The 18,096-nt window shown below is 39.5% G+C and carries 24 protein-coding genes; 8 read left to right on the top strand and 16 right to left on the bottom strand.

The annotated features are described in order from the left end of the window. Window positions 1-30 precede the first annotated feature (30 nt). On the top strand, window positions 31-576 hold the full coding sequence (locus tag EXE10_RS10050) for a glutathione peroxidase (protein ID WP_087554109.1): 546 nt from the start codon (window positions 31-33) through the stop codon (window positions 574-576). A 183-nt stretch (window positions 577-759) separates the two neighbouring features. Further along, complete coding sequence (locus tag EXE10_RS10045; protein WP_130113266.1) at window positions 760-1,413, top strand: hypothetical protein; 654 nt, start codon at window positions 760-762, stop codon at window positions 1,411-1,413. Window positions 1,414-1,442: 29 nt separating this feature from the next. Here the strand turns inward: EXE10_RS10045 and EXE10_RS10040 are convergent, their stop codons facing one another. Further along, entirely contained in the window at window positions 1,443-1,865 is a 423-nt protein-coding gene (locus EXE10_RS10040; RefSeq protein WP_228256814.1) for a hypothetical protein, read from the bottom strand. Window positions 1,866-2,005: 140 nt separating this feature from the next. On the opposite strand from EXE10_RS10040, the gene EXE10_RS10035 reads away from it, so the two are divergent. After that, window positions 2,006-2,449 (top strand): ATP-binding protein, encoded by a 444-nt coding sequence (locus EXE10_RS10035; protein ID WP_130113264.1) that lies wholly within the window; start codon window positions 2,006-2,008, stop codon window positions 2,447-2,449. A 3-nt stretch (window positions 2,450-2,452) separates the two neighbouring features. Here EXE10_RS10035 and EXE10_RS10030 read toward each other — a convergent pair whose 3' ends face one another. Next, window positions 2,453-2,755 carry a hypothetical protein gene (locus EXE10_RS10030; protein WP_068975681.1) on the bottom strand — a complete coding sequence of 101 codons (303 nt, stop codon included), beginning with the start codon at window positions 2,753-2,755 and terminating at the stop codon, window positions 2,453-2,455. Window positions 2,756-2,976: 221 nt separating this feature from the next. On the opposite strand from EXE10_RS10030, the gene EXE10_RS10025 reads away from it, so the two are divergent. Next, the gene (locus EXE10_RS10025; protein WP_130113263.1) at window positions 2,977-4,074 is read left to right on the top strand and encodes a DNA cytosine methyltransferase; all 1,098 of its coding nucleotides are present in this window, start codon (window positions 2,977-2,979) and stop codon (window positions 4,072-4,074) included. Between the two features lie 308 nt (window positions 4,075-4,382). On the opposite strand, the gene EXE10_RS10020 is transcribed toward EXE10_RS10025, so the two are convergent. The 10 genes from EXE10_RS10020 to EXE10_RS09975 all read right to left on the bottom strand — a co-directional run bounded on the left by EXE10_RS10020 (window position 4,383) and on the right by EXE10_RS09975 (window position 12,593). After that, window positions 4,383-4,802, bottom strand: coding sequence for a F0F1 ATP synthase subunit epsilon (locus EXE10_RS10020; RefSeq protein WP_068975648.1), 420 nt, complete (start codon window positions 4,800-4,802; stop codon window positions 4,383-4,385). Between the two features lie 27 nt (window positions 4,803-4,829). Next, window positions 4,830-6,224 (bottom strand): F0F1 ATP synthase subunit beta, encoded by a 1,395-nt coding sequence (atpD, locus tag EXE10_RS10015; RefSeq protein ID WP_004831984.1) that lies wholly within the window; start codon window positions 6,222-6,224, stop codon window positions 4,830-4,832. Between the two features lie 26 nt (window positions 6,225-6,250). Then, window positions 6,251-7,120: a F0F1 ATP synthase subunit gamma gene (gene atpG / locus EXE10_RS10010; RefSeq protein WP_068975647.1), complete on the bottom strand. Its 870-nt coding sequence runs from the start codon at window positions 7,118-7,120 to the stop codon at window positions 6,251-6,253. 88 nt (window positions 7,121-7,208) lie between these two features. Then, a complete protein-coding gene (gene atpA / locus EXE10_RS10005; RefSeq protein ID WP_068975646.1) occupies window positions 7,209-8,753 on the bottom strand; it encodes a F0F1 ATP synthase subunit alpha in 1,545 nt (514 codons plus the stop codon). A 59-nt stretch (window positions 8,754-8,812) separates the two neighbouring features. Next, window positions 8,813-9,349 (bottom strand): F0F1 ATP synthase subunit delta, encoded by a 537-nt coding sequence (locus EXE10_RS10000; protein ID WP_068975645.1) that lies wholly within the window; start codon window positions 9,347-9,349, stop codon window positions 8,813-8,815. An 11-nt stretch (window positions 9,350-9,360) separates the two neighbouring features. Further along, window positions 9,361-9,831, bottom strand: coding sequence for a F0F1 ATP synthase subunit B (locus EXE10_RS09995; RefSeq protein ID WP_111861470.1), 471 nt, complete (start codon window positions 9,829-9,831; stop codon window positions 9,361-9,363). Window positions 9,832-9,870: 39 nt separating this feature from the next. Beyond that, complete coding sequence (gene atpE, locus EXE10_RS09990) at window positions 9,871-10,116, bottom strand: F0F1 ATP synthase subunit C (protein WP_000424060.1); 246 nt, start codon at window positions 10,114-10,116, stop codon at window positions 9,871-9,873. 84 nt (window positions 10,117-10,200) lie between these two features. Continuing rightward, complete coding sequence (atpB, locus tag EXE10_RS09985) at window positions 10,201-11,076, bottom strand: F0F1 ATP synthase subunit A (RefSeq protein ID WP_068975643.1); 876 nt, start codon at window positions 11,074-11,076, stop codon at window positions 10,201-10,203. A 110-nt stretch (window positions 11,077-11,186) separates the two neighbouring features. Further along, window positions 11,187-11,579 (bottom strand): ATP synthase subunit I, encoded by a 393-nt coding sequence (locus tag EXE10_RS09980; protein ID WP_068975642.1) that lies wholly within the window; start codon window positions 11,577-11,579, stop codon window positions 11,187-11,189. Window positions 11,580-11,750: 171 nt separating this feature from the next. Beyond that, window positions 11,751-12,593, bottom strand: coding sequence for a metal ABC transporter solute-binding protein, Zn/Mn family (locus tag EXE10_RS09975; protein WP_130113262.1), 843 nt, complete (start codon window positions 12,591-12,593; stop codon window positions 11,751-11,753). A 138-nt stretch (window positions 12,594-12,731) separates the two neighbouring features. Between EXE10_RS09975 and EXE10_RS09970 the strand changes: the two genes are divergently transcribed. Genes EXE10_RS09970 through znuB form a run of 3 tightly spaced genes read left to right on the top strand, consistent with a single transcriptional unit; the run spans window position 12,732 to window position 14,794 of the window. After that, window positions 12,732-13,229 carry a transcriptional repressor gene (locus tag EXE10_RS09970; protein WP_068975680.1) on the top strand — a complete coding sequence of 166 codons (498 nt, stop codon included), beginning with the start codon at window positions 12,732-12,734 and terminating at the stop codon, window positions 13,227-13,229. Next, window positions 13,202-13,990 (top strand): zinc ABC transporter ATP-binding protein ZnuC, encoded by a 789-nt coding sequence (gene znuC, locus EXE10_RS09965; RefSeq protein ID WP_130113261.1) that lies wholly within the window; start codon window positions 13,202-13,204, stop codon window positions 13,988-13,990. The genes EXE10_RS09970 and znuC overlap by 28 nt, the downstream gene beginning before the upstream one ends. Window positions 13,991-13,993: 3 nt before the next feature. After that, window positions 13,994-14,794 carry a zinc ABC transporter permease subunit ZnuB gene (gene znuB / locus EXE10_RS09960; protein ID WP_130113260.1) on the top strand — a complete coding sequence of 267 codons (801 nt, stop codon included), beginning with the start codon at window positions 13,994-13,996 and terminating at the stop codon, window positions 14,792-14,794. Between the two features lie 10 nt (window positions 14,795-14,804). Here the strand turns inward: znuB and EXE10_RS09955 are convergent, their stop codons facing one another. Both EXE10_RS09955 and EXE10_RS09950 read right to left on the bottom strand, forming a co-directional pair. After that, on the bottom strand, window positions 14,805-15,425 hold the full coding sequence (locus tag EXE10_RS09955; RefSeq protein ID WP_130113259.1) for a LysE family translocator: 621 nt from the start codon (window positions 15,423-15,425) through the stop codon (window positions 14,805-14,807). 27 nt (window positions 15,426-15,452) lie between these two features. Further along, window positions 15,453-16,073 (bottom strand): LysE family transporter, encoded by a 621-nt coding sequence (locus EXE10_RS09950; protein ID WP_087554117.1) that lies wholly within the window; start codon window positions 16,071-16,073, stop codon window positions 15,453-15,455. A gap of 161 nt (window positions 16,074-16,234) precedes the next feature. On the opposite strand from EXE10_RS09950, the gene EXE10_RS09945 reads away from it, so the two are divergent. Then, a complete protein-coding gene (locus EXE10_RS09945) occupies window positions 16,235-17,155 on the top strand; it encodes a Dyp-type peroxidase (protein WP_130113258.1) in 921 nt (306 codons plus the stop codon). Window positions 17,156-17,193: 38 nt separating this feature from the next. Here the strand turns inward: EXE10_RS09945 and EXE10_RS09940 are convergent, their stop codons facing one another. Beyond that, window positions 17,194-17,685 carry a hypothetical protein gene (locus EXE10_RS09940; protein ID WP_228256813.1) on the bottom strand — a complete coding sequence of 164 codons (492 nt, stop codon included), beginning with the start codon at window positions 17,683-17,685 and terminating at the stop codon, window positions 17,194-17,196. Next, complete coding sequence (locus EXE10_RS09935; RefSeq protein ID WP_228256812.1) at window positions 17,676-18,095, bottom strand: hypothetical protein; 420 nt, start codon at window positions 18,093-18,095, stop codon at window positions 17,676-17,678. The genes EXE10_RS09940 and EXE10_RS09935 overlap by 10 nt, the downstream gene beginning before the upstream one ends. Window position 18,096 lies beyond the last annotated feature (1 nt).

The raw sequence follows: 18,096 nt of genomic DNA, 5'->3' as shown, positions 1-18,096 counted from the left end.
AAATTTCTCTCACTTTCAAAGGATAAAAAGATGAGCAATTCTGTTTATGATATTTCCGTGAATACCATCAAAGGTGAAGCAACAACCTTAAACCAGTATCAAGGAAAAGTATTACTCATTGTCAATGTTGCATCTAAATGTGGTTTAACACCTCAATATGAAGGTCTAGAAAAACTCTATACAGAAAAGAAAGCGCAAGGTTTAGAAATTTTAGGCTTCCCTGCTAACAACTTCCTTGCTCAAGAACCAGGTACTAATGATGAAATTCAGCAATTTTGTTCATTGACCTACAATGTAGACTTCCCGCTATTCGCTAAAATTTCAGTTGCCGGTGATGATAAACATCCGTTATACGACACATTGATTCATGCGATTCCTGAACGTATTGGCGAGGGTCCTTGGTGGAAAGACTTGGTTGATTATGGCTTAACGCCAAATCCAAAACCTGAAGTGTTATGGAACTTTGAAAAATTCTTAGTCAATAAAAATGGGGAAATCGTGGCACGTTTTGCGCCAGATATTACAGCCGATGACCCACGTATTGTTCAAGCAATTGAAGCTGAATTGGCGAAATAATTTCACATTTAAATGGAAATTCTTATCAATAAGAGTGTGATTGATCATGCTCTTATTTTTGATATTTACGCATAATAGATTGATATCGTTACAAACTGTATGCCCTTTGCAACAATCCTCATTCCCTACACTTTTCCAACTTATAGTATTCAAATAGCCAATCAATTTTAATTTTGGATAATGATGAAAAAGCTCTTACAAGGTGCTGTATTACCTTTTATTATTTTTACTTCGGGCGTACTCCTTTTAGGGTGTAATCAACCCATCGAACAATCACGTCAACATGACGACTCCCAAATTGAATCAGCACAAAATAATCACTCTCAAAATGAACAAATCCATGATGATCATCAAGATTTAGCATCCGCCGATCATGATCAAGCCGCTCATAAAAACACGGCTGATTTAAAGCAAGGCAATATGTTTTATATCGCACGTGATGTTGCCGATGTGCAATTGAAAACAGGCAATTATGTTGAAAAGTTGCAGCAAGCTCAGACAGAGCTACAACAAGCGATTGAATCTAAGGATCACCTACAGCTACAACAAACTGTGAAAGACCTCACTCGTCAATTACAAGGTTTTAATACTGCCTTGATTTCATTAGATTTAAAAACACAAGAAATTGACAATATTCGCCAACAGGTATTGAGTGCCAATAAACAAGTTTTAAATTCATCACTGTTAAATGGTGACTTGGATATTTCCAAAGTTGATTTTAATAAAATCGAAAAGCAAATGGATTTGATTCAAACAGATATGATGAAACTTGCTGGAATGGTGTTGCTTTCAGCGGGTTCAGAACAATCTTCAAATCAATCAGAAGATAAAAGCTAAAATTTAAATCCACACATTCATCATTTAAATTAGATAGGTTTGGCGACATTACACATTGGATCTTTACCCAAAGCGCGCTGAGCATCTAACTTTAAGCGGCTTTGGGCAAACTTATAGCTTGACGGCAAAAATAGCGTCATACGGGTTTTATTTTGCCCAATCGATTCGATTAAAGCCTTGGACAAATATGCACCACCCTCAGTACGAGCGAATAATGTCCCCATTTCTAAATCTTCTTCTAATTTATTGTCTGTAAATACAAAATCTTTTTCGCCAGTAAATGCCACACAACGACTATAAGCCGACTTTAAATTTTTAAATGCCGTTACATAATCAATATTAAGCTCTGTTTCTAAAGCATTGCCAACTGAATCAGCGACCAAACTTGCCTCCGTGGGTAAATTCGGAGTCGTCACAAACTGTTGCTGGCAAGCAGTAAAGCTACTTAACATAACGACTGATAATAAGATTTTGAACTTAAAATAGTTTTTCATTCTCTTTTACGTTTAAATTGATTGTTATATTTGAGAAATTGTAGCAAATACATTTGCATGCTTTAATGTCGAAATGAACGTATTTTTGTAGTCATTACATGCAACTGATTATTTTTACAGGTGTTCAAGCTTCTGGTAAATCAACTTTTTATCAGCAATATTTCTATCACACACATCTGCGTTTAAACCTAGATATGCTGAAAACACGACATCGTGAAAATATCTTATTTGAGGCTGCTCTCACCTCTAAAACCAAGATGGTCATTGATAATACCAACATGACCCGTATTGATCGTGAGCGTTATATACAGCGTGCCAAAGATGCCGAATTTGAAATCATTTCATATTATTTTGAAACAGATCTGCACAGCACTTTACAACGTAATGCACAACGTGAAGGCAAAGCCAATATCCCTGAAAAAGGCGTGAGAGCAACTTTGCAACGCTTAGAAATTCCACAACAATCGGAAGGCTTTGACGAGTTATTTAAAGTCAATTTGGTTGAAAATGATGGCTTTGCAATTCATGTTATATCTGAATAAAAATTAACGTGTTGCCATTCGCCAAGCTTTAAATGCAGTTTGAATCTCTTGTTGAATCTGTTCAGGAACAGCACGCGCTTCTAAATTGGAAAAATCACCACGATAGGTTTCTGCGACAATTGCATTGGTCAAATCTTCAATCGCCACTCTACCCTGTTGTTTAAACTCTTCCGCTTCTGAGTCTGTGAGTTGAATATCCCAACACGATACTACAGAACTCATATCCACAGCGATGCTCAAATAATATTGGTCTTGGTTTTGGTAAAGTTCCCAAAAGTGGGGTTGTTGATCAATCAGTTTTAACATCGTCGAATCAGCCATTAAACATAGAGGGAATTACTTAACCTCCATTTATACAAAAAATTGCGATAAAAGGCATCATTTCATTTTTAATTACGTCTAAATTGTTCAGCACATTGATTGAGCAATCATGAAAACCAATACATTATGAATGATGCAATATTTACAAAATTTCGATGCCCTGGTAAGATTCTATACCCAAGCTATAAACTTCCACCGTGCTTAAAATGAAGCAAATCCACATTAAATTAAACGAACAACTTCATCATGATCTTCGTATTGAATGTGCGAAACGGAATATTTGCATTCAAGACTATGTCGCTGAATTATTATTTAAAAATTTAAAAAATTCGAATACGACAGACCTGCTTTCCCCATTGGAAAATCACTTTAAATTCATTGATCTATTTTCAGGCATTGGCGGTATTCGCTTACCGTTTCAAGAACTCGGTGGAGAATGCGTATTTAGTTCAGAAATTGATAAATTTGCCAAACAAACCTATCAAGCATATTACGATGACTTACCCGCGGGTGATATCACGCAAATTGTACCGAGTGAAATTCCAAACTTTGATGTGTTATTGGCAGGTTTTCCCTGCCAACCCTTTAGCCAAGCAGGTCAACGTAAAGGCTTCGATGATACCCGAGGAACCATGTTCTTTTATATCGAAGAAATTATTAGAACAAAAAAACCACGCGCTTTTCTACTGGAAAATGTCAAAGGTCTAAAAGGTCACGATAAAGGCAATACTTTCAAAGTCATTTGCAAGCATTTAAATGACTTAGGCTATCAAATTCATCATCAAATCTTGGCTGCCAAAGATTTTGGCCTACCGCAAAATAGAGAACGAATTTATATTGTTGGCTTTCTTGAAGAGGATGCTTATAACAAATTTCACTTTCCTGAACCTTTAAATATCACAACCAAAGTCGGTGATATTTTAGAAAAGAATGTTGCTGAAAAATATACAATTTCCGATCGTTTATGGGAAGGACATCAGCGTCGTAAACTAGAGCATGCCAGAAAAGGTAATGGTTTTGGCTATTCAATGGTCGATGAAAACTCAGCTTACACCAATACTATTTCTGCGCGTTACAATAAAGACGGTTCTGAAATTCTGATTTCGCAAGGTGAAAATAAGAACCCAAGAAAATTAACCCCGATTGAAGCAGCACGGCTACAAGGTTTCCCAGATGAATTGGTGATTAAAGCCAGAGAAGCCGGTGTTTCGGATGCCCAATTGTATAAACAATTCGGGAATTCTGTCGCGGTGAGTGTCATCCGTGCAATTGCTCAGAATATGGTAAAAGCTTTGGAAAAGTAGCGATATTAGCTACTTGTATTTTTAAATAATTCTACCATCTTAAACGGTATTGTATTTAAATGCCGTTTTCAGGTTTAACTTATAGTCAGCCAAAGCTGAATCATGTTGAATTTGAATACATCCCGCGTGATTTTATAATAGGGCGGATTCATCCTCCCTACTATTCGTAAATAAGCCCAATCTATCTCTTCTTTAAAATCAAATCCATGGTTCATTTTGCAACTTAAACAAATTTCCGTCTAATTGACCAATATTTAGAACATAAAAAAACCGCCCTTTCGGACGGTTCTTCAATCTCAAACTGCGTCTTATTGAGCGCGGTTTTTGATTTTGCGGATGGTTTCCAACTGAGCAGCAGTTTCTGCAAGAGCAGCCAAAGCAGCAGCAGAGTCCAAGTCGCTCTTTTGATTTGCTAACAATTGTTCAGCATTTTTACGTGCTTCAATAATTGCAGCTTCATCAAGGCTTTCCGCGCGTACAGCTGTATCTGCAAGAACAGTTACAACATGCGGTTGAACTTCAAGTACACCACCAGATACATAGATTAACTCTTCTGTACCGTTCTCAAGCAGAACGCGAATCGCGCCCGGCTTAAGTAAAGTTACTAACGGAGCGTGACCAGGCATAATACCCAATTCACCGCCAGCACCTTTTGCGATAAGCATTGTTACAGTGCCTGAGTACAAAGACTCTTTAACACTTACAACGTCACATTGCATAGTCGACATGTGAATCTCCTAAATTAGAGTTGCTAATTAAAGCTTCTCGGCTTTAGCGATCACTTCGTCAATACCACCAACCATATAGAACGCTTGTTCTGGAATGTGGTCGTATTCACCAGCTAGAAGACCTTTAAAGCCACGAATTGTTTCTTTAAGCGGTACAAGTTTACCAGGCGCACCAGTAAACACTTCAGCTACGTGGAACGGTTGAGAGAAGAAACGTTGGATCTTACGTGCACGGTATACAGTAAGTTTGTCTTCTTCAGCCAATTCGTCCATACCAAGAATTGCGATAATGTCTTTCAATTCTTTATAACGTTGAAGAACGTTTTGAACTGAACGAGCGATTTCGTAATGCTCAGCACCGACTACAAGTGGATCTAACTGACGTGAAGTAGAGTCAAGTGGATCGATCGCTGGGTAAATACCAGAAGATGCGATGTCACGGCTCAATACAACAGTCGCGTCCAAGTGAGCGAACGTAGTTGCAGGCGATGGATCTGTTAAGTCATCGGCAGGTACATATACCGCTTGGATTGACGTAATAGAACCAGACTTAGTCGATGTAATACGTTCTTGAAGAACACCCATCTCTTCTGCAAGTGTAGGTTGGTAACCTACTGCAGATGGCATACGACCTAACAATGCTGATACTTCAGTACCCGCAAGTGTATAACGATAGATGTTATCTACGAACAATAAAACGTCACGGCCTTTACCGTTTTCGTCTTTCTCGTCACGGAAATATTCAGCCATAGTCAAACCAGTTAACGCTACGCGTAAACGGTTACCTGGTGGCTCATTCATCTGACCGTAGACCATTGCTACTTTATCAAGAACGTTAGAATCTTTCATCTCGTGATAGAAGTCATTACCTTCACGAGTACGCTCACCAACACCAGCAAACACAGATAAACCTGAGTGAGCTTTCGCGATGTTGTTGATCAATTCCATCATGTTTACAGTTTTACCAACACCGGCACCACCGAATAAACCAACTTTACCACCTTTAGCGAACGGGCAAAGCAAGTCGATGACTTTAATACCAGTTTCTAAAAGGTCAGTAGAAGCAGCTTGTTCAGCATAAGAAGGTGCTTGACGGTGAATCGGTAAACGCTCTTCAGTCGCTACAGGACCAGCTTCGTCGATTGGGCGACCAAGAACGTCCATGATACGACCTAAACATGCAGTACCTACAGGTACAGAAATAGGCGCACCAGTGTTAGATACGTTTAGACCACGTTTAAGACCTTCAGTAGATCCCATTGCGATGGTACGAACTACACCATCACCAAGTTGTTGCTGAACTTCTAAAGTAGTTTCAGTACCGTCAACTTGGAGAGCGTCATAGATCTTAGGAACGCTGTTGCGTTCAAACTCGACGTCGATAACCGCGCCGATGATCTGAATGATACGACCGCTACTCATTGCTGTCTCCTCAATTCAAAATAATGTTAAACGGCAGCGGCACCACCAACGATCTCAGAAATTTCCTGAGTAATCGCGGCTTGACGCAGCTTGTTATAAATGAGTTGTAGGCTCTTGATGAGGTCACCTGCGTTGTCAGTTGCAGCTTTCATTGCAACCATACGAGCAGACTGCTCACACGCGATGTTTTCAATCACGCCTTGATACACCATAGACTCAATGTAACGAACCAATAAACCATTTAAAAGCTCTTCAGCTTCTGGTTCATATAGGTAGTCCCAACCGTATTGACGGTTTAGACCCTCGCTCTCTTCAGCAGCAGCTAAAGGAACAAGTTGTTCGATTTTTTGGTTTTGAGTCATGGCATTGACAAAGCCGTTTGACACAAGATAAATACGATCTAATTCGCCTTTATCAAATGCGTCTAACATCACCTGTACAGAACCAGTTAACTGTTCAAGACCTGGAGCATCACCTAAGTTAGTTGTTGCACCCAGCACTTTACCGCCGTAGTTTTTAAAAAACGAAACCGCTTTTTGACCAATCAAAGCAAATTGAACTTCAATTGACTGCTCTTGTTGCTGTTGTACGTGTTTAACCACTTTTTTGAACAAGTTAATGTTCAAACCACCAGCAAGGCCACGATCTGAAGAAACAATGATATAGCCAACGCGTTTTACAGGGCGTTCAACCATATAACGATGTTTGTATTCAGGATTCGCTTGTACCAAATGAGCAATTACACGGTGCATATTTTCGGCATACGGACGGCCCTGAGCCATGCGCTCTTGCGCACGACGCATCTTAGAAGCTGCTACCATTTGCATCGCTCGAGTAATCTTCTGCGTGCTCTTGATACTAGCTACTTTGGCGCGAATTTCTTTTAAATTTGCCATACGCTTAACCTAGTATTCGAAAGCCCTTTCGAGCTTTCGAAGGTTGATCCGTGAACCAAACCAACACTAAATCCAACTAAGTTGAATATTAGTAAGTTTGAGTCGCTTTAAAGCTTTCAATACCAGCTTTGAATGCTGCTTCGATATCTTTATCCCAAGCACCAGTCTCATCAATTTTTTGCATTAACGCAGCATGTTCTGCACGGAAGTAAGAAACTAACGCAGCATCAAATGCAACGATTTTCTTCACTTCTACGTCAGCCATATAACCTTCGTTAGATGCATAAATTGAAACAGCTTGGTCAGCAATTGAATATGGAGCATATTGTTTTTGCTTCATTAATTCAGTTACACGTTGACCATGTTCAAGTTGCTTACGAGTTGCTTCATCAAGGTCAGAAGCGAACTGAGCAAACGCTGCCAATTCACGATATTGAGCCAAAGCAGTACGGATACCACCAGACAATTTTTTGATGACCTTAGTTTGCGCTGAACCACCAACACGAGATACAGAGATACCCGCGTTCACTGCAGGACGAATACCTGAGTTGAATAATGATGTTTCAAGGAAGATCTGACCATCTGTAATCGAAATTACGTTTGTTGGTACGAATGCAGATACGTCACCCGCTTGAGTTTCAATGATCGGTAATGCAGTCAAAGAACCAGTTTGGCCTTTAACTTCACCTTTCGTGAATTGCTCAACGTAGTCAGCAGAAACGCGCGAAGCACGCTCAAGAAGACGAGAGTGAAGATAGAATACGTCACCAGGATACGCTTCACGACCTGGTGGACGACGAAGAAGCAATGAAATTTGACGGTAAGCAACAGCTTGCTTAGACAAATCATCATAAATAATCAAAGCGTCTTCACCGCGGTCACGGAAGTATTCACCCATTGTACAGCCAGAATACGGAGCAAGGAAAAGCATTGCTGCTGGATCCGCTGCCGCTGCTGCTACAACAGTTGTATACGCCATAGCACCAGTTTCTTCTAGCTTACGTACAACGTTTGCAATCGTTGATTGTTTTTGACCAACTGCAACGTAAACACATTTAATGCCAGAATTTTTCTGAGCAATGATCGCATCGATCGCCATCGCTGTTTTACCAGTTTGACGGTCACCGATGATCAACTCACGCTGACCACGGCCTACTGGAATCATTGTATCTACTGATTTATAACCAGTTTGTACAGGTTCATCCACTGATTGACGCCAAATTACACCAGGTGCAACTTTTTCAACTTTATCAGTCAATTTTGCGTCAATTGGACCTTTACCATCAATCGGGTTACCAAGAGCATCTACTACACGGCCTAAAAGTTCTGGACCAACCGGAACTTCTAATACACGACCTGTGCAACGCGCTTTTTGGCCTTCTTGAAGGCTTAAGTAGTTACCTAAAACAACGACGCCCACTGAATCCTGTTCTAGGTTCAGTGCCATACCGTATAAGCCGCCGTCGAATTCGATCATTTCACCGTACATAGCATCAGCTAAGCCGTGAATACGCACAATACCGTCGGAAACCATAACAATGGTTCCTTCGTTCTTAGCGGTCGCGCTGGTGTCCAGATCGCCGATACGCTGTTTAATGAGCGCACTGATCTCGGATGGATTCAGTTGTTGCATTGCGCTATACCTCAATCTTTTATTAGTTCAGTCTTCGTCTTTGCAGTGATTGTTAACAATTACGCTAAAAGACGAGTACGCATTTTTTCAAGCTTGCTAAGCGCAGAATCATCTATCACTTGGTCGCCTGCACGAATAACAACACCAGCAATCAATGCTGGATTTACTTCTACTGTAACTTTCACAGCGCTGTTCAAACGTTTTTCCAACGCATGAGCCAACTTCTGTTCTTGTACTGAATCAAGCGGAAAAGCTGATTCAATCACAACGTCAACAGTGTTATTATTTTGCGATTTGAGTTGTTCAAATTCTGCTTCAATTTCAGGTAACAAAGTCAAACGACCATTGTCAGCAAGAAGTGTCAAAAAGTTTGACACCGCTTCAGTTTGCTGTTCACCTAAAACTTTCGCAAAAAGTGCTACCTGCTCAACAGGTGTCAACTCAGGGCGATTTAAATAAGCGGAGAATGCTTCATCTTGCACCGCAGCACTGAGCACTTGTAATGCTTGTGACCAAGAGTCAGTTGCATTTTGCTCAGATGCATAAGCAAATGCTGCTTTAGCGTATGGGCGTGCCAACGTCAAGAGTTCAGCCATATTCGCCTCTCTTAAAGTTTAGCAGCCAGCTGATTCAGCATGGCATTATGAGCTTCTGCGTCAACTTGTTGGTTCAGAATTTTTTCTGCACCAGCAACTGCAAGAGCAGCAACTTGTTGACGTAATTCTTCGCGAGCAGAATTGATGTCTTGGTCAACAGCATCTTTCGCTTGTTGACGAATACGCTCACCTTCAGCAGATGCTTGAGTACGCGCTTCTTCGACCAATTGTGCCGCACGGCGGTTCGCTTGTTCGATCAATTGAGCCGCTTGTGCTTTTGCTGCATCAATTTCTGTCTTCACTTGTGCTTGCGCATCAGCAAGATCAGCTTTTGCTTTTTCAGCAGCATTTAAGCCATCAGCGATTTTACGCTGACGCTCACTAATCGCATTGATTAGTGGTGGCCATACAAACTTCATGCAGAATGCGACGAAAATCGCAAATGCAATCGCTTGGCCAATCAATGTGAGGTTGATATTCATTGCAAATTCCTCAATGGTTTAATTTAGGAATTAAGCTGATTAACCTACAAATGGATTTGCGAAGATGAAGAACAAACCAATACCAACGCCGATCATAGGCACAGCATCAAGAAGACCCGCGATTAAGAACATACGAGTTTGAAGTTGTGGAGCCAATTCTGGTTGACGAGCAACAGCTTCAAGGAAGCGACCGCCTAAAAGACCGAAACCAATCGCAGTACCTAAAGCACCAAAAGCGATCAAGATAGCAGATGCAATTGCAACTAGACCTAAAGTGAGTTCCATGATAATTCCTCAGAGGTTAGGTTTTATACCAAATTAAGTTAAAAAAACTGTACCTAACCACCGGTTGATAGTTAGGTAATACCATTAATGCTTTTCGCTTGCCATGCTTAGATAAACGATGGTTAGCATCATAAAAATAAATGCTTGCAGGGTGATAATCAAAATATGGAAAATCGCCCATGGCACAGACAATGCCCACTGGATCCAGAACGGTAGTAACGCGATTAAGATGAAGATTAACTCACCTGCATACATGTTACCGAAAAGTCGAAGAGCCAAAGAGATTGGACGCGCAAGGAAAGTTACCAATTCCAAAAGCAAGTTAAATGGAATTAAAAGCGCTTTAGCGATTGGATTCTTAGGATTGAACGGATTCAGCGCCAATTCACCTACGAAACCGCTCACACCTTTTTCACGAATACTGTAGAAAATGATAAGAGCAAATACAGATAAAGACATACCAAGGGTAATGTTAGGATCTGTAGTAGGTACAATTTTGAAATACACGCTATGTGGATCCATACCAAACACGTTACTACCAATAAGCGTAGCTAAATGCGGAATGAAATCTACTGGTACTAAATCCATTAAGTTCATGAGGAAAATCCACACAAAAATGGTTAGTGCCAACGGTGCAATCAAACGAGACTTCCCGTGGAAAGTATCACGAACACTTGAATCTACAAACTCAATAATCATTTCGATTGCAGACTGGAACTTGGTTGGAACACCAGAGTTTGCAGCTTTCGCTACACACCAGAACAACAAACAGAAAATCAAACCAAGTCCGATAGACCAACCCATTGAATCCAAGTGAATAGCAGTGAACCCCATCTGTTGAGCTTCAGCACCACTTTCTGCCAATTTCCATGTACCGTCTGGCATTTTGCCATAGGTCATATTGGTCAAGTGATGCTTGATATACTCGGTCGAAGTAAGGGCATGTTCTTCAGCAGCCATAAATCACACCTGGTCAATGTAAAAAAACTAATAGAATAAAACGAATATCGCGTGCTGCTTGATATCTCGCCTATTCCTGAAAAACTTTTCAATTTTTGCTGTGTTTATACTCATTTTTGTAAACGGGTTGCCCAAAAAGGAGCGATCCACGTCATGGCTTGTACAAGTATAAAACCACAAAACAAAGCCACCGGGGATAACGGCTGGACATTGCTTAAAATTAAAATGAATCCAACGATCACAATTGCAAATTTGCCCATCATGCCTCGGTACATGTTCGAAAGAACCTGTTTTGAAGCACGTGCGCCTGCTGCTCGAAACGACTGCCATGAAAAATAACAACTGGCAAGCCAACAAATGAACGCACCTAATGCTGCACTCAAAGCCGCAGTCGAGTCTTTCAAGACCCACGCTATCAAGGCTGAAACAGGAATCATTATTGCTTGCAAATAGACCAAAGCTTTTGCTAATCGTCGGTCAATCATGCGACTAGTTGGGCTCATTTTTTATCCACTCACAGCATATATGCTTGACAAGTTTAGCTGATGATCGTTTTTAATCGCAGGCATTATAGAGTTACACCCCTGAACATGCAATCTTTTCCCGACCTTAGTCGTGTTTTTTTCGATATTCATGGTGCTTTTCATATGTACGATTGTTGATTATTTTTTGCATCATTTTCGTGCATTAAGTACACAAGCTTGTGTTTCTTGTGCCAAAGTCCGCCAAGCAACCACAAAATCTTGTTGTTTTGCCAATGACTCATCTACCGATTGAAAGGTAATTTCACCCAATTTACGGTACTGACTTGGACTGGTACTGGCTTCTGCCAATAAGCACATTTTTTTGTAAGGGCGCGTGTCATTCATATACTTAATTTGTGTCACCGTTGGTGCAACATGGGGATCATCGGTCATTGCCCCCGCAAATTTCAAGTTTAAAGAACGCTCTAAATATTGATATGCATCATGATATGCCCAATAAGGTCGTACTGTACCTACGCCTATGTATTTTTGCGAAACAAGTAACATCTCATTGGCAAATTTTTTGGCATTATTCCAATACGCTGTTTTATTTTCTGGGTGCTGTTGTGAACGCAAAGCAGCAATAAAGAAACCAATACGTACTGCATTATTTGGATCTAGCCAAACATGAGTATCCATAGTGTCTTTTAAAGCAACGCCACGGGTACTACGCAAAGGTAAGGCTTGGATAATGCCTGAATTTAAAATAGAAATCGCTTTTGCATTATTCGCCAAGACTCTTTCTAACGGTGCTTCGTGTTCTTTGCCTAGCCAAATCACCAAAGAAGCATCCATGATGGTTTTACGATTATCAGGAGTGAGCTGTACGTCATGCCCCGACTGATTTCCCAAAAGTAAAACTGGTTCTTCCACACCTTGGGTAATCGATTTTGCGATGAGGTAAATCGGATGTGTAGAGACAACTAAAGGTGCTTGTGCCCAAGCAAAATTCGCCAATAATGCACTGAAGTAAAAGGCAATGATGCGTTTCATTGAAATGTATTACCAAATAAGATTCATGTTATAATATAACAAATGCTAAAAAATGCCTATGCCATTCGTAACTTGATCGCGCTTCATGTTAAGATTCGCAATCCCCTTTCATTCAAACAAGAAGTCTTGAGGTCTGATATGAGCTTATGTTCACACGAGCACCATGATACTTTGCATGGCGTACACGATCATCTCAATGTAGAAACTCGTCTATCAGAAGCAGAGAACCTTTGTGCAACCTCAGGGGCACGCCTTACACCTTTACGTAAAGAAGTGCTTGAGTTAATTTTAAATGCGACAGGCCCGATGGGTGCCTATGATCTTTTGGCAAAAATGAAAGGCTCTGCAGAGCGCCCTGCTGCCCCACCAACGGTTTATCGCACCTTAGACTTTTTATTGGAAAAAGGGTTTATTCACCGTTTAACATCAATCAATGCCTACATTCCGTGTTGTCATCCACGTGAGGGACATCAAGCGGCTTTTTTAATTTGTACTGAATGTCATACAGTTAAAGAAGCTTCTGCCAAAGGCTTAATCCAAGAGTTGGATGATTTAGCCGCTTCAGATCACTTCAAGCCACATCATAGTATTATTGAGATTTCAGGAATATGTCAGCAGTGCTCGAACAAAGCATGAACGCCGCTCTCGTTCAACTGCAACAGATCAATGTTCGAATCGATGAACGCGACATTTTGAAAAATGTTGATTTTTCACTGCAAGAAAAAGAAATTGTCACGTTGATTGGGCCAAATGGTGCAGGTAAATCAACACTGATTAAAGTGTTATTGGGTATTTTAAAACCCAATTCTGGCAAAATCATTGCTGCAAAAAATTTAAAGCTTGCCTATGTGCCACAAAAATTTAATCCATCGCACAGCCTACCGCTTCGTGTCAAAGACCTGCTTGATTTAGAAAAATGTGATAAAGCAATTAAAGCTGAAATCATTCGTGATACAGGCATTGCCAAATTAGAACACTCTAAAGTCCAACAACTTTCAGGTGGTGAACGACAACGGGTATTGTTAGCTCGTGCTTTATTACGCCAACCCAATGTTCTGGTCTTAGATGAACCAATGCAAGGCTTAGATATTCAATCTGAAGCAGAACTATATGAATATGTTCGTAGCTTGCCTGAGCGTTATGGTTGCTCGATTTTAATTGTGTCACATGATTTACAATGGGTCATGCAAGGTACACAACGCGTTGTGTGTTTGAATAAGCATATTTGTTGTAGCGGTTTACCCGATAGCATTCAGCAACATCCTGAATATTTGGCATTATTCGGCACCAGTCGTGTTCCATATCAGCATCATCATGATCATTGTGCGCATGGCGACTCAGCAAAAACCTGTGAACATGGTTCGCATCCCCACATTCACCCAGAACCGGAAGCTTAAACCATGATGGAATGGTTAGAATTACTCTTACCTGCATGGATCATGGGAACACTACTGGTGTTTCTCACTGCACCACTGGGTTGTTTAATGCTTTGGCGCAGAATGTCTTTCTTTGCCGATACCATGGCGCATGGAACTTTGCTGGGTGTGGCTTTGGCTGCTGTTTTGAGCCTACCATTGTGGGTCGGTGTGACCTTTACTGCTGTACTTTTGGTGGCTGTGCTTTGGGTATTGCATGATCCTCGTTTGCCAAATGATGCCTTACTGGCACTTTGTGCGGCGACCCTGCTCTGCTCAGGGTTATTGCTGATTCAACATTTACCCGCATTGCGCCCTGAATTATTGAGTTATTTATTTGGTGATCTACTGACTATTGAATGGTCAGATTTACCTATTTTTGCCGCGGTAATCATTGGTGCATTAGCTGTGCTCTATCACTACTGGCAAGCACAGGTTCAAATTGCCATTGATCCTGATATCGCAGTCAGTGAAGGTGTCAATGCCAAATGGCAACGCTTAATTTTCATGTTGCTCTTGGCGTTATTTACTGTATTAGCCTTACGTGCAGTGGGTTCATTGTTAATGGGTGCTTTATTGGTGATTCCTGCCCTCGCAGCACGTTTAATCGCTCATTCACCTAAACAAATGGTGGTAGGTGCCTTTATCATTGCCCAAGTCGGTGTGACTGTCGGCTTATGGTCGAGTGCGGCTTTAAATATCTCAACAGGTTTAAGCATTGTTTTAACCATGTCGATTTTATTTGCTGTTGTCTTTATTTCTCAAAAAATTAAAAAAGTGGCTTGATCTGAAGCCACTAGATCAAACTTTTCAATGAAACATACAAACCATACACTGCAATCACAATAAGAATCACGCCACACAAGCCCAACACTTTTGCATAAAGTTTACTTTTGGCTAACTTGTTAAAAGACAAATAAACCAAAGACAACGTTAGAAAATCCAAAATAATCCATGCTATGACCAAAATTGCCAAACTAATATTGATATTTGCATGAATCCCGATAAATTGCGGGAAGAAAGACGAGAAGAAAATAATATCTTTGGGATTTGAAATGCCAACTAAGAAACCTTTAACCACACCGCCATCAACTGGTGATAATACAGTTTCAGCTTGATCATTCTTCTGAGAAGAAACATCTTTGAGTATGTCATAACCCAAATAGGCAATATAAAAACAGCCAAGAATTTTAATGATCAGGAATAATGTTTCATTAACACTAAACATGCCTTTTAAAATCAAAATTGACGCAGCGATCAACACCAATGAAGCTAAGTTTGTACCAATAATGGTTTGCAAAGCTTTGCGATAACCGCCTTTTAAACCCGCGCTCGCCACCAAGATCATCACAGGTCCAGGTGTTGCAATCATGATAATGACGGTGATGACATAAAGATACAGTTCAAGATAATTCAAACATTGCCCTCAGATTTTTCAATCAAACTACTGATGTACCAAACTCAACAAACCAGCTGCACAGCTAAATAACACAGCAAAGGTACGGTTCATATATTTCTGCTGCTTTGGTGATTTGAGCAATCTTAATACTTTCGCTGCCAAGCCCGTATAACCAGCCATCACGATCAAATCAATCGTCACCATGGTGGTCGCCATAATCACATATTGAATCCATTGCGGTTTTGATAAATCTAAAAATTGCGGCAAAACTGCCAGTAAAAATACAATTGCTTTGGGGTTACTGATATTGACAATAAAACCATTTAAAATCAGTTTTGGGATAGATTTAGTAGGTTGTTCAGCTTGAATATCAATGGATTGTGTTTTTGCTGTCCATTGTAAATACGCCAAATATAAAAGATATAAGACACCAAACCATTTCACGACTAAAAAAGCTACGGGTGTTGTGGCGAATAAAACCCCAATACCTGCCGCCACAACCATGATTTGTACAAGTAGCGCCAACTGAAGTCCAATCGCATTCCAATAGCCACGGCGGAAACCATAGTTTAAACCACTCGACATTGACGCGATTGCACCTGCGCCAGGTGAAATACTAATCACCCAACACGCCAACATATAGGCAAACCAAACTTGATATGACATAACAACAGAAGAGGAGATTTTTAAAATTTGATTATAGCTTTTTTAAATCGATATTTTTCGATTAATTTAATTGGTAAAAATTATTAGTCTTGACTATGCTGTTCTCACTTGATCATGCACAATAAGCTTTGGATAAAAAATAATTGAGGAGCCATCACCATATGACAGCCCAATCTGTAATTCTGCCATTACCTTCAAACCATGCGCGTTTTATTGTTATTAATTTAAAAGATCTGTCTATTGATGGCTTAAAAGAACAACTCAATGCTTTGTTTAGCACTCGTGATCGTTTAATCACACAACATCCTGATGCTGAAATTAAGACTTCTGTCGCTTTTGGTCCTAAACTTTGGGCGAAGCTGTATAATCAATCCCCTGCTGGTTTTAAACAACTTGAACCGATTCAAGGTTCTTTTGAAATGCCAGTCATTCCAGCGGATGTATTTATTCACATTGCCTCAGCACGTGCTGATCTGTGTTTTGCTATGAGCCAATCGTTTTTTAATGGCATCCAAAATCAAGTTGAAGTTTTGGATGAGCGTGTGTGTTTCCGTTATTTGGATGGTCGTGATTTAACGGGTTTTATTGATGGAACTGAAAACCCTCAATTCCCTGATGATCGTGATGAAGTGGCTTTATTAGGTGAAGATGCTGGAATTTTTGCAAAAGGTTCGTTTGTCTTTGCTCAACGTTATGTACATGATTTAGATAAATGGAAACATTTAAAAGTTGATGCACAAGAGCATGTGATTGGTCGTACTAAGTTAGAAAGTATTGAGCTTGATGATGATGTGAAACCTGAGAATGCGCATGTTGCCCGTGCTGTGATCGAGGATGATGAAGGTGAAGAACTCGAAATCTTACGTCATTCTCTTCCTTATGGTGATGGTCAAGGTGAACAAGGTTTGTTCTTTCTTGCGTATACCAAAGATTTAACACGTATTGATCAAATGTTAGTGCGTATGTTTGGTACTAGCGGTGATGGGATTCATGACCGTCTTCTTCATTTTGTCACAGCTGTTGATGGGGCTTATTTCTTTGCGCCAAGTGAGCATTTGTTGGAAGAGGTTTTGGAAGGGTAATCTTAAAAGGGCTTTAGTATTTTCTAAAGCCTTTTACTTTATAGCTTACATTTATTAATAATTTGAAATTTTGGTGTACTATCAAAACTTATCAATGTAAAACCACGATCTATAAAGTTATCAGATTCTTCAGTTGCATCATGATAATCCCATTCAGAAATACCATTATTTTTTAAAGCTACGTCAAAATTAAAATTAATACCACCATCTTCATCGTAAAAGACAACTTTATAATGATTATTATCAATTTTTTTAATCTTGCTGACTTTATAAAATGGATGATCTGGCGAATCAAAAGTAAATTGGATAGATTTCTTTTTTTTATCAAAATTAACAGTATTAATATTTAATCCTTTCTTTGTCATATTTGCATAAACTAAACAGTCATAGTTCCATTTAGACTGTTTATCTTTATAAATGTAATAATTAGATTTAGCTTTAAATTGATCAAAAAAAGTATCAACAATATTACCAAATGATAAAGTTGGGAAAAGTAACAATAAAATTAAATAATTTTTTTTCACTGACATTTCCCTTCTGTTTTAAATTTACCTATATCACTCTTATCCACCGCATAAAAAGATAAATCATCCATCCTTCTACGACCTTCGTAAGCATCCCATTGATAAACATTACCATTATTCAGTTTTTTTATTTTATAAACATAATTTACATTAAATTCATTACGGACAAATAAAGAATTATTTGTTTTTTTTAAAATTAAATAATCAGTTTTCTCTGGCAAGCCTAAATATAAATGATTCTTTGTCAAAACTATATTTTCAATCTCGTTCGTTGTTTCAGCTTGACATAATCTAACAAATTTATCTTTTTTCTTTTCAACCATCACATAATCACCAGGAGGAACTAATGCAAATGCTGAGGTTACAAAAAAAGATAATATTAAACCTAATAAACTAACCAAAATCTTATCTTTCATG

Source organism: Acinetobacter sp. WCHAc060033 (assembly GCF_004209125.1).
GTDB classification, from domain to species: Bacteria; Pseudomonadota; Gammaproteobacteria; order Pseudomonadales; family Moraxellaceae; genus Acinetobacter; species Acinetobacter wuhouensis.
The sequence above is the reverse complement of the archived record's forward strand: the minus strand, read 5'-3'. Positions and strand labels throughout refer to the sequence as shown.

Coding starts and splice junctions, on each gene's coding strand:
- EXE10_RS09950 (WP_087554117.1), bottom strand. CDS start 16,073: ATGTCATATCAAGTTTGGTTTGCCTATATGTTGGCGTGTTGGGTGATT.
- EXE10_RS09945 (WP_130113258.1), top strand. CDS start 16,235: ATGACAGCCCAATCTGTAATTCTGCCATTACCTTCAAACCATGCGCGT.
- EXE10_RS10045 (WP_130113266.1), top strand. CDS start 760: ATGAAAAAGCTCTTACAAGGTGCTGTATTACCTTTTATTATTTTTACT.
- EXE10_RS09935 (WP_228256812.1), bottom strand. CDS start 18,095: ATGAAAGATAAGATTTTGGTTAGTTTATTAGGTTTAATATTATCTTTT.
- atpA (WP_068975646.1), bottom strand. CDS start 8,753: ATGCAACAACTGAATCCATCCGAGATCAGTGCGCTCATTAAACAGCGT.
- EXE10_RS09940 (WP_228256813.1), bottom strand. CDS start 17,685: ATGTCAGTGAAAAAAAATTATTTAATTTTATTGTTACTTTTCCCAACT.
- atpD (WP_004831984.1), bottom strand. CDS start 6,224: ATGAGTAGCGGTCGTATCATTCAGATCATCGGCGCGGTTATCGACGTC.
- EXE10_RS09980 (WP_068975642.1), bottom strand. CDS start 11,579: ATGAGCCCAACTAGTCGCATGATTGACCGACGATTAGCAAAAGCTTTG.
- EXE10_RS10035 (WP_130113264.1), top strand. CDS start 2,006: ATGCAACTGATTATTTTTACAGGTGTTCAAGCTTCTGGTAAATCAACT.
- EXE10_RS10025 (WP_130113263.1), top strand. CDS start 2,977: ATGAAGCAAATCCACATTAAATTAAACGAACAACTTCATCATGATCTT.
- EXE10_RS10020 (WP_068975648.1), bottom strand. CDS start 4,802: ATGTCGACTATGCAATGTGACGTTGTAAGTGTTAAAGAGTCTTTGTAC.
- EXE10_RS09995 (WP_111861470.1), bottom strand. CDS start 9,831: ATGAATATCAACCTCACATTGATTGGCCAAGCGATTGCATTTGCGATT.
- EXE10_RS09975 (WP_130113262.1), bottom strand. CDS start 12,593: ATGAAACGCATCATTGCCTTTTACTTCAGTGCATTATTGGCGAATTTT.
- EXE10_RS09970 (WP_068975680.1), top strand. CDS start 12,732: ATGAGCTTATGTTCACACGAGCACCATGATACTTTGCATGGCGTACAC.
- znuC (WP_130113261.1), top strand. CDS start 13,202: ATGTCAGCAGTGCTCGAACAAAGCATGAACGCCGCTCTCGTTCAACTG.
- EXE10_RS10050 (WP_087554109.1), top strand. CDS start 31: ATGAGCAATTCTGTTTATGATATTTCCGTGAATACCATCAAAGGTGAA.
- EXE10_RS10000 (WP_068975645.1), bottom strand. CDS start 9,349: ATGGCTGAACTCTTGACGTTGGCACGCCCATACGCTAAAGCAGCATTT.
- atpE (WP_000424060.1), bottom strand. CDS start 10,116: ATGGAACTCACTTTAGGTCTAGTTGCAATTGCATCTGCTATCTTGATC.
- atpB (WP_068975643.1), bottom strand. CDS start 11,076: ATGGCTGCTGAAGAACATGCCCTTACTTCGACCGAGTATATCAAGCAT.
- EXE10_RS10030 (WP_068975681.1), bottom strand. CDS start 2,755: ATGTTAAAACTGATTGATCAACAACCCCACTTTTGGGAACTTTACCAA.
- EXE10_RS10040 (WP_228256814.1), bottom strand. CDS start 1,865: ATGTTAAGTAGCTTTACTGCTTGCCAGCAACAGTTTGTGACGACTCCG.
- atpG (WP_068975647.1), bottom strand. CDS start 7,120: ATGGCAAATTTAAAAGAAATTCGCGCCAAAGTAGCTAGTATCAAGAGC.
- znuB (WP_130113260.1), top strand. CDS start 13,994: ATGATGGAATGGTTAGAATTACTCTTACCTGCATGGATCATGGGAACA.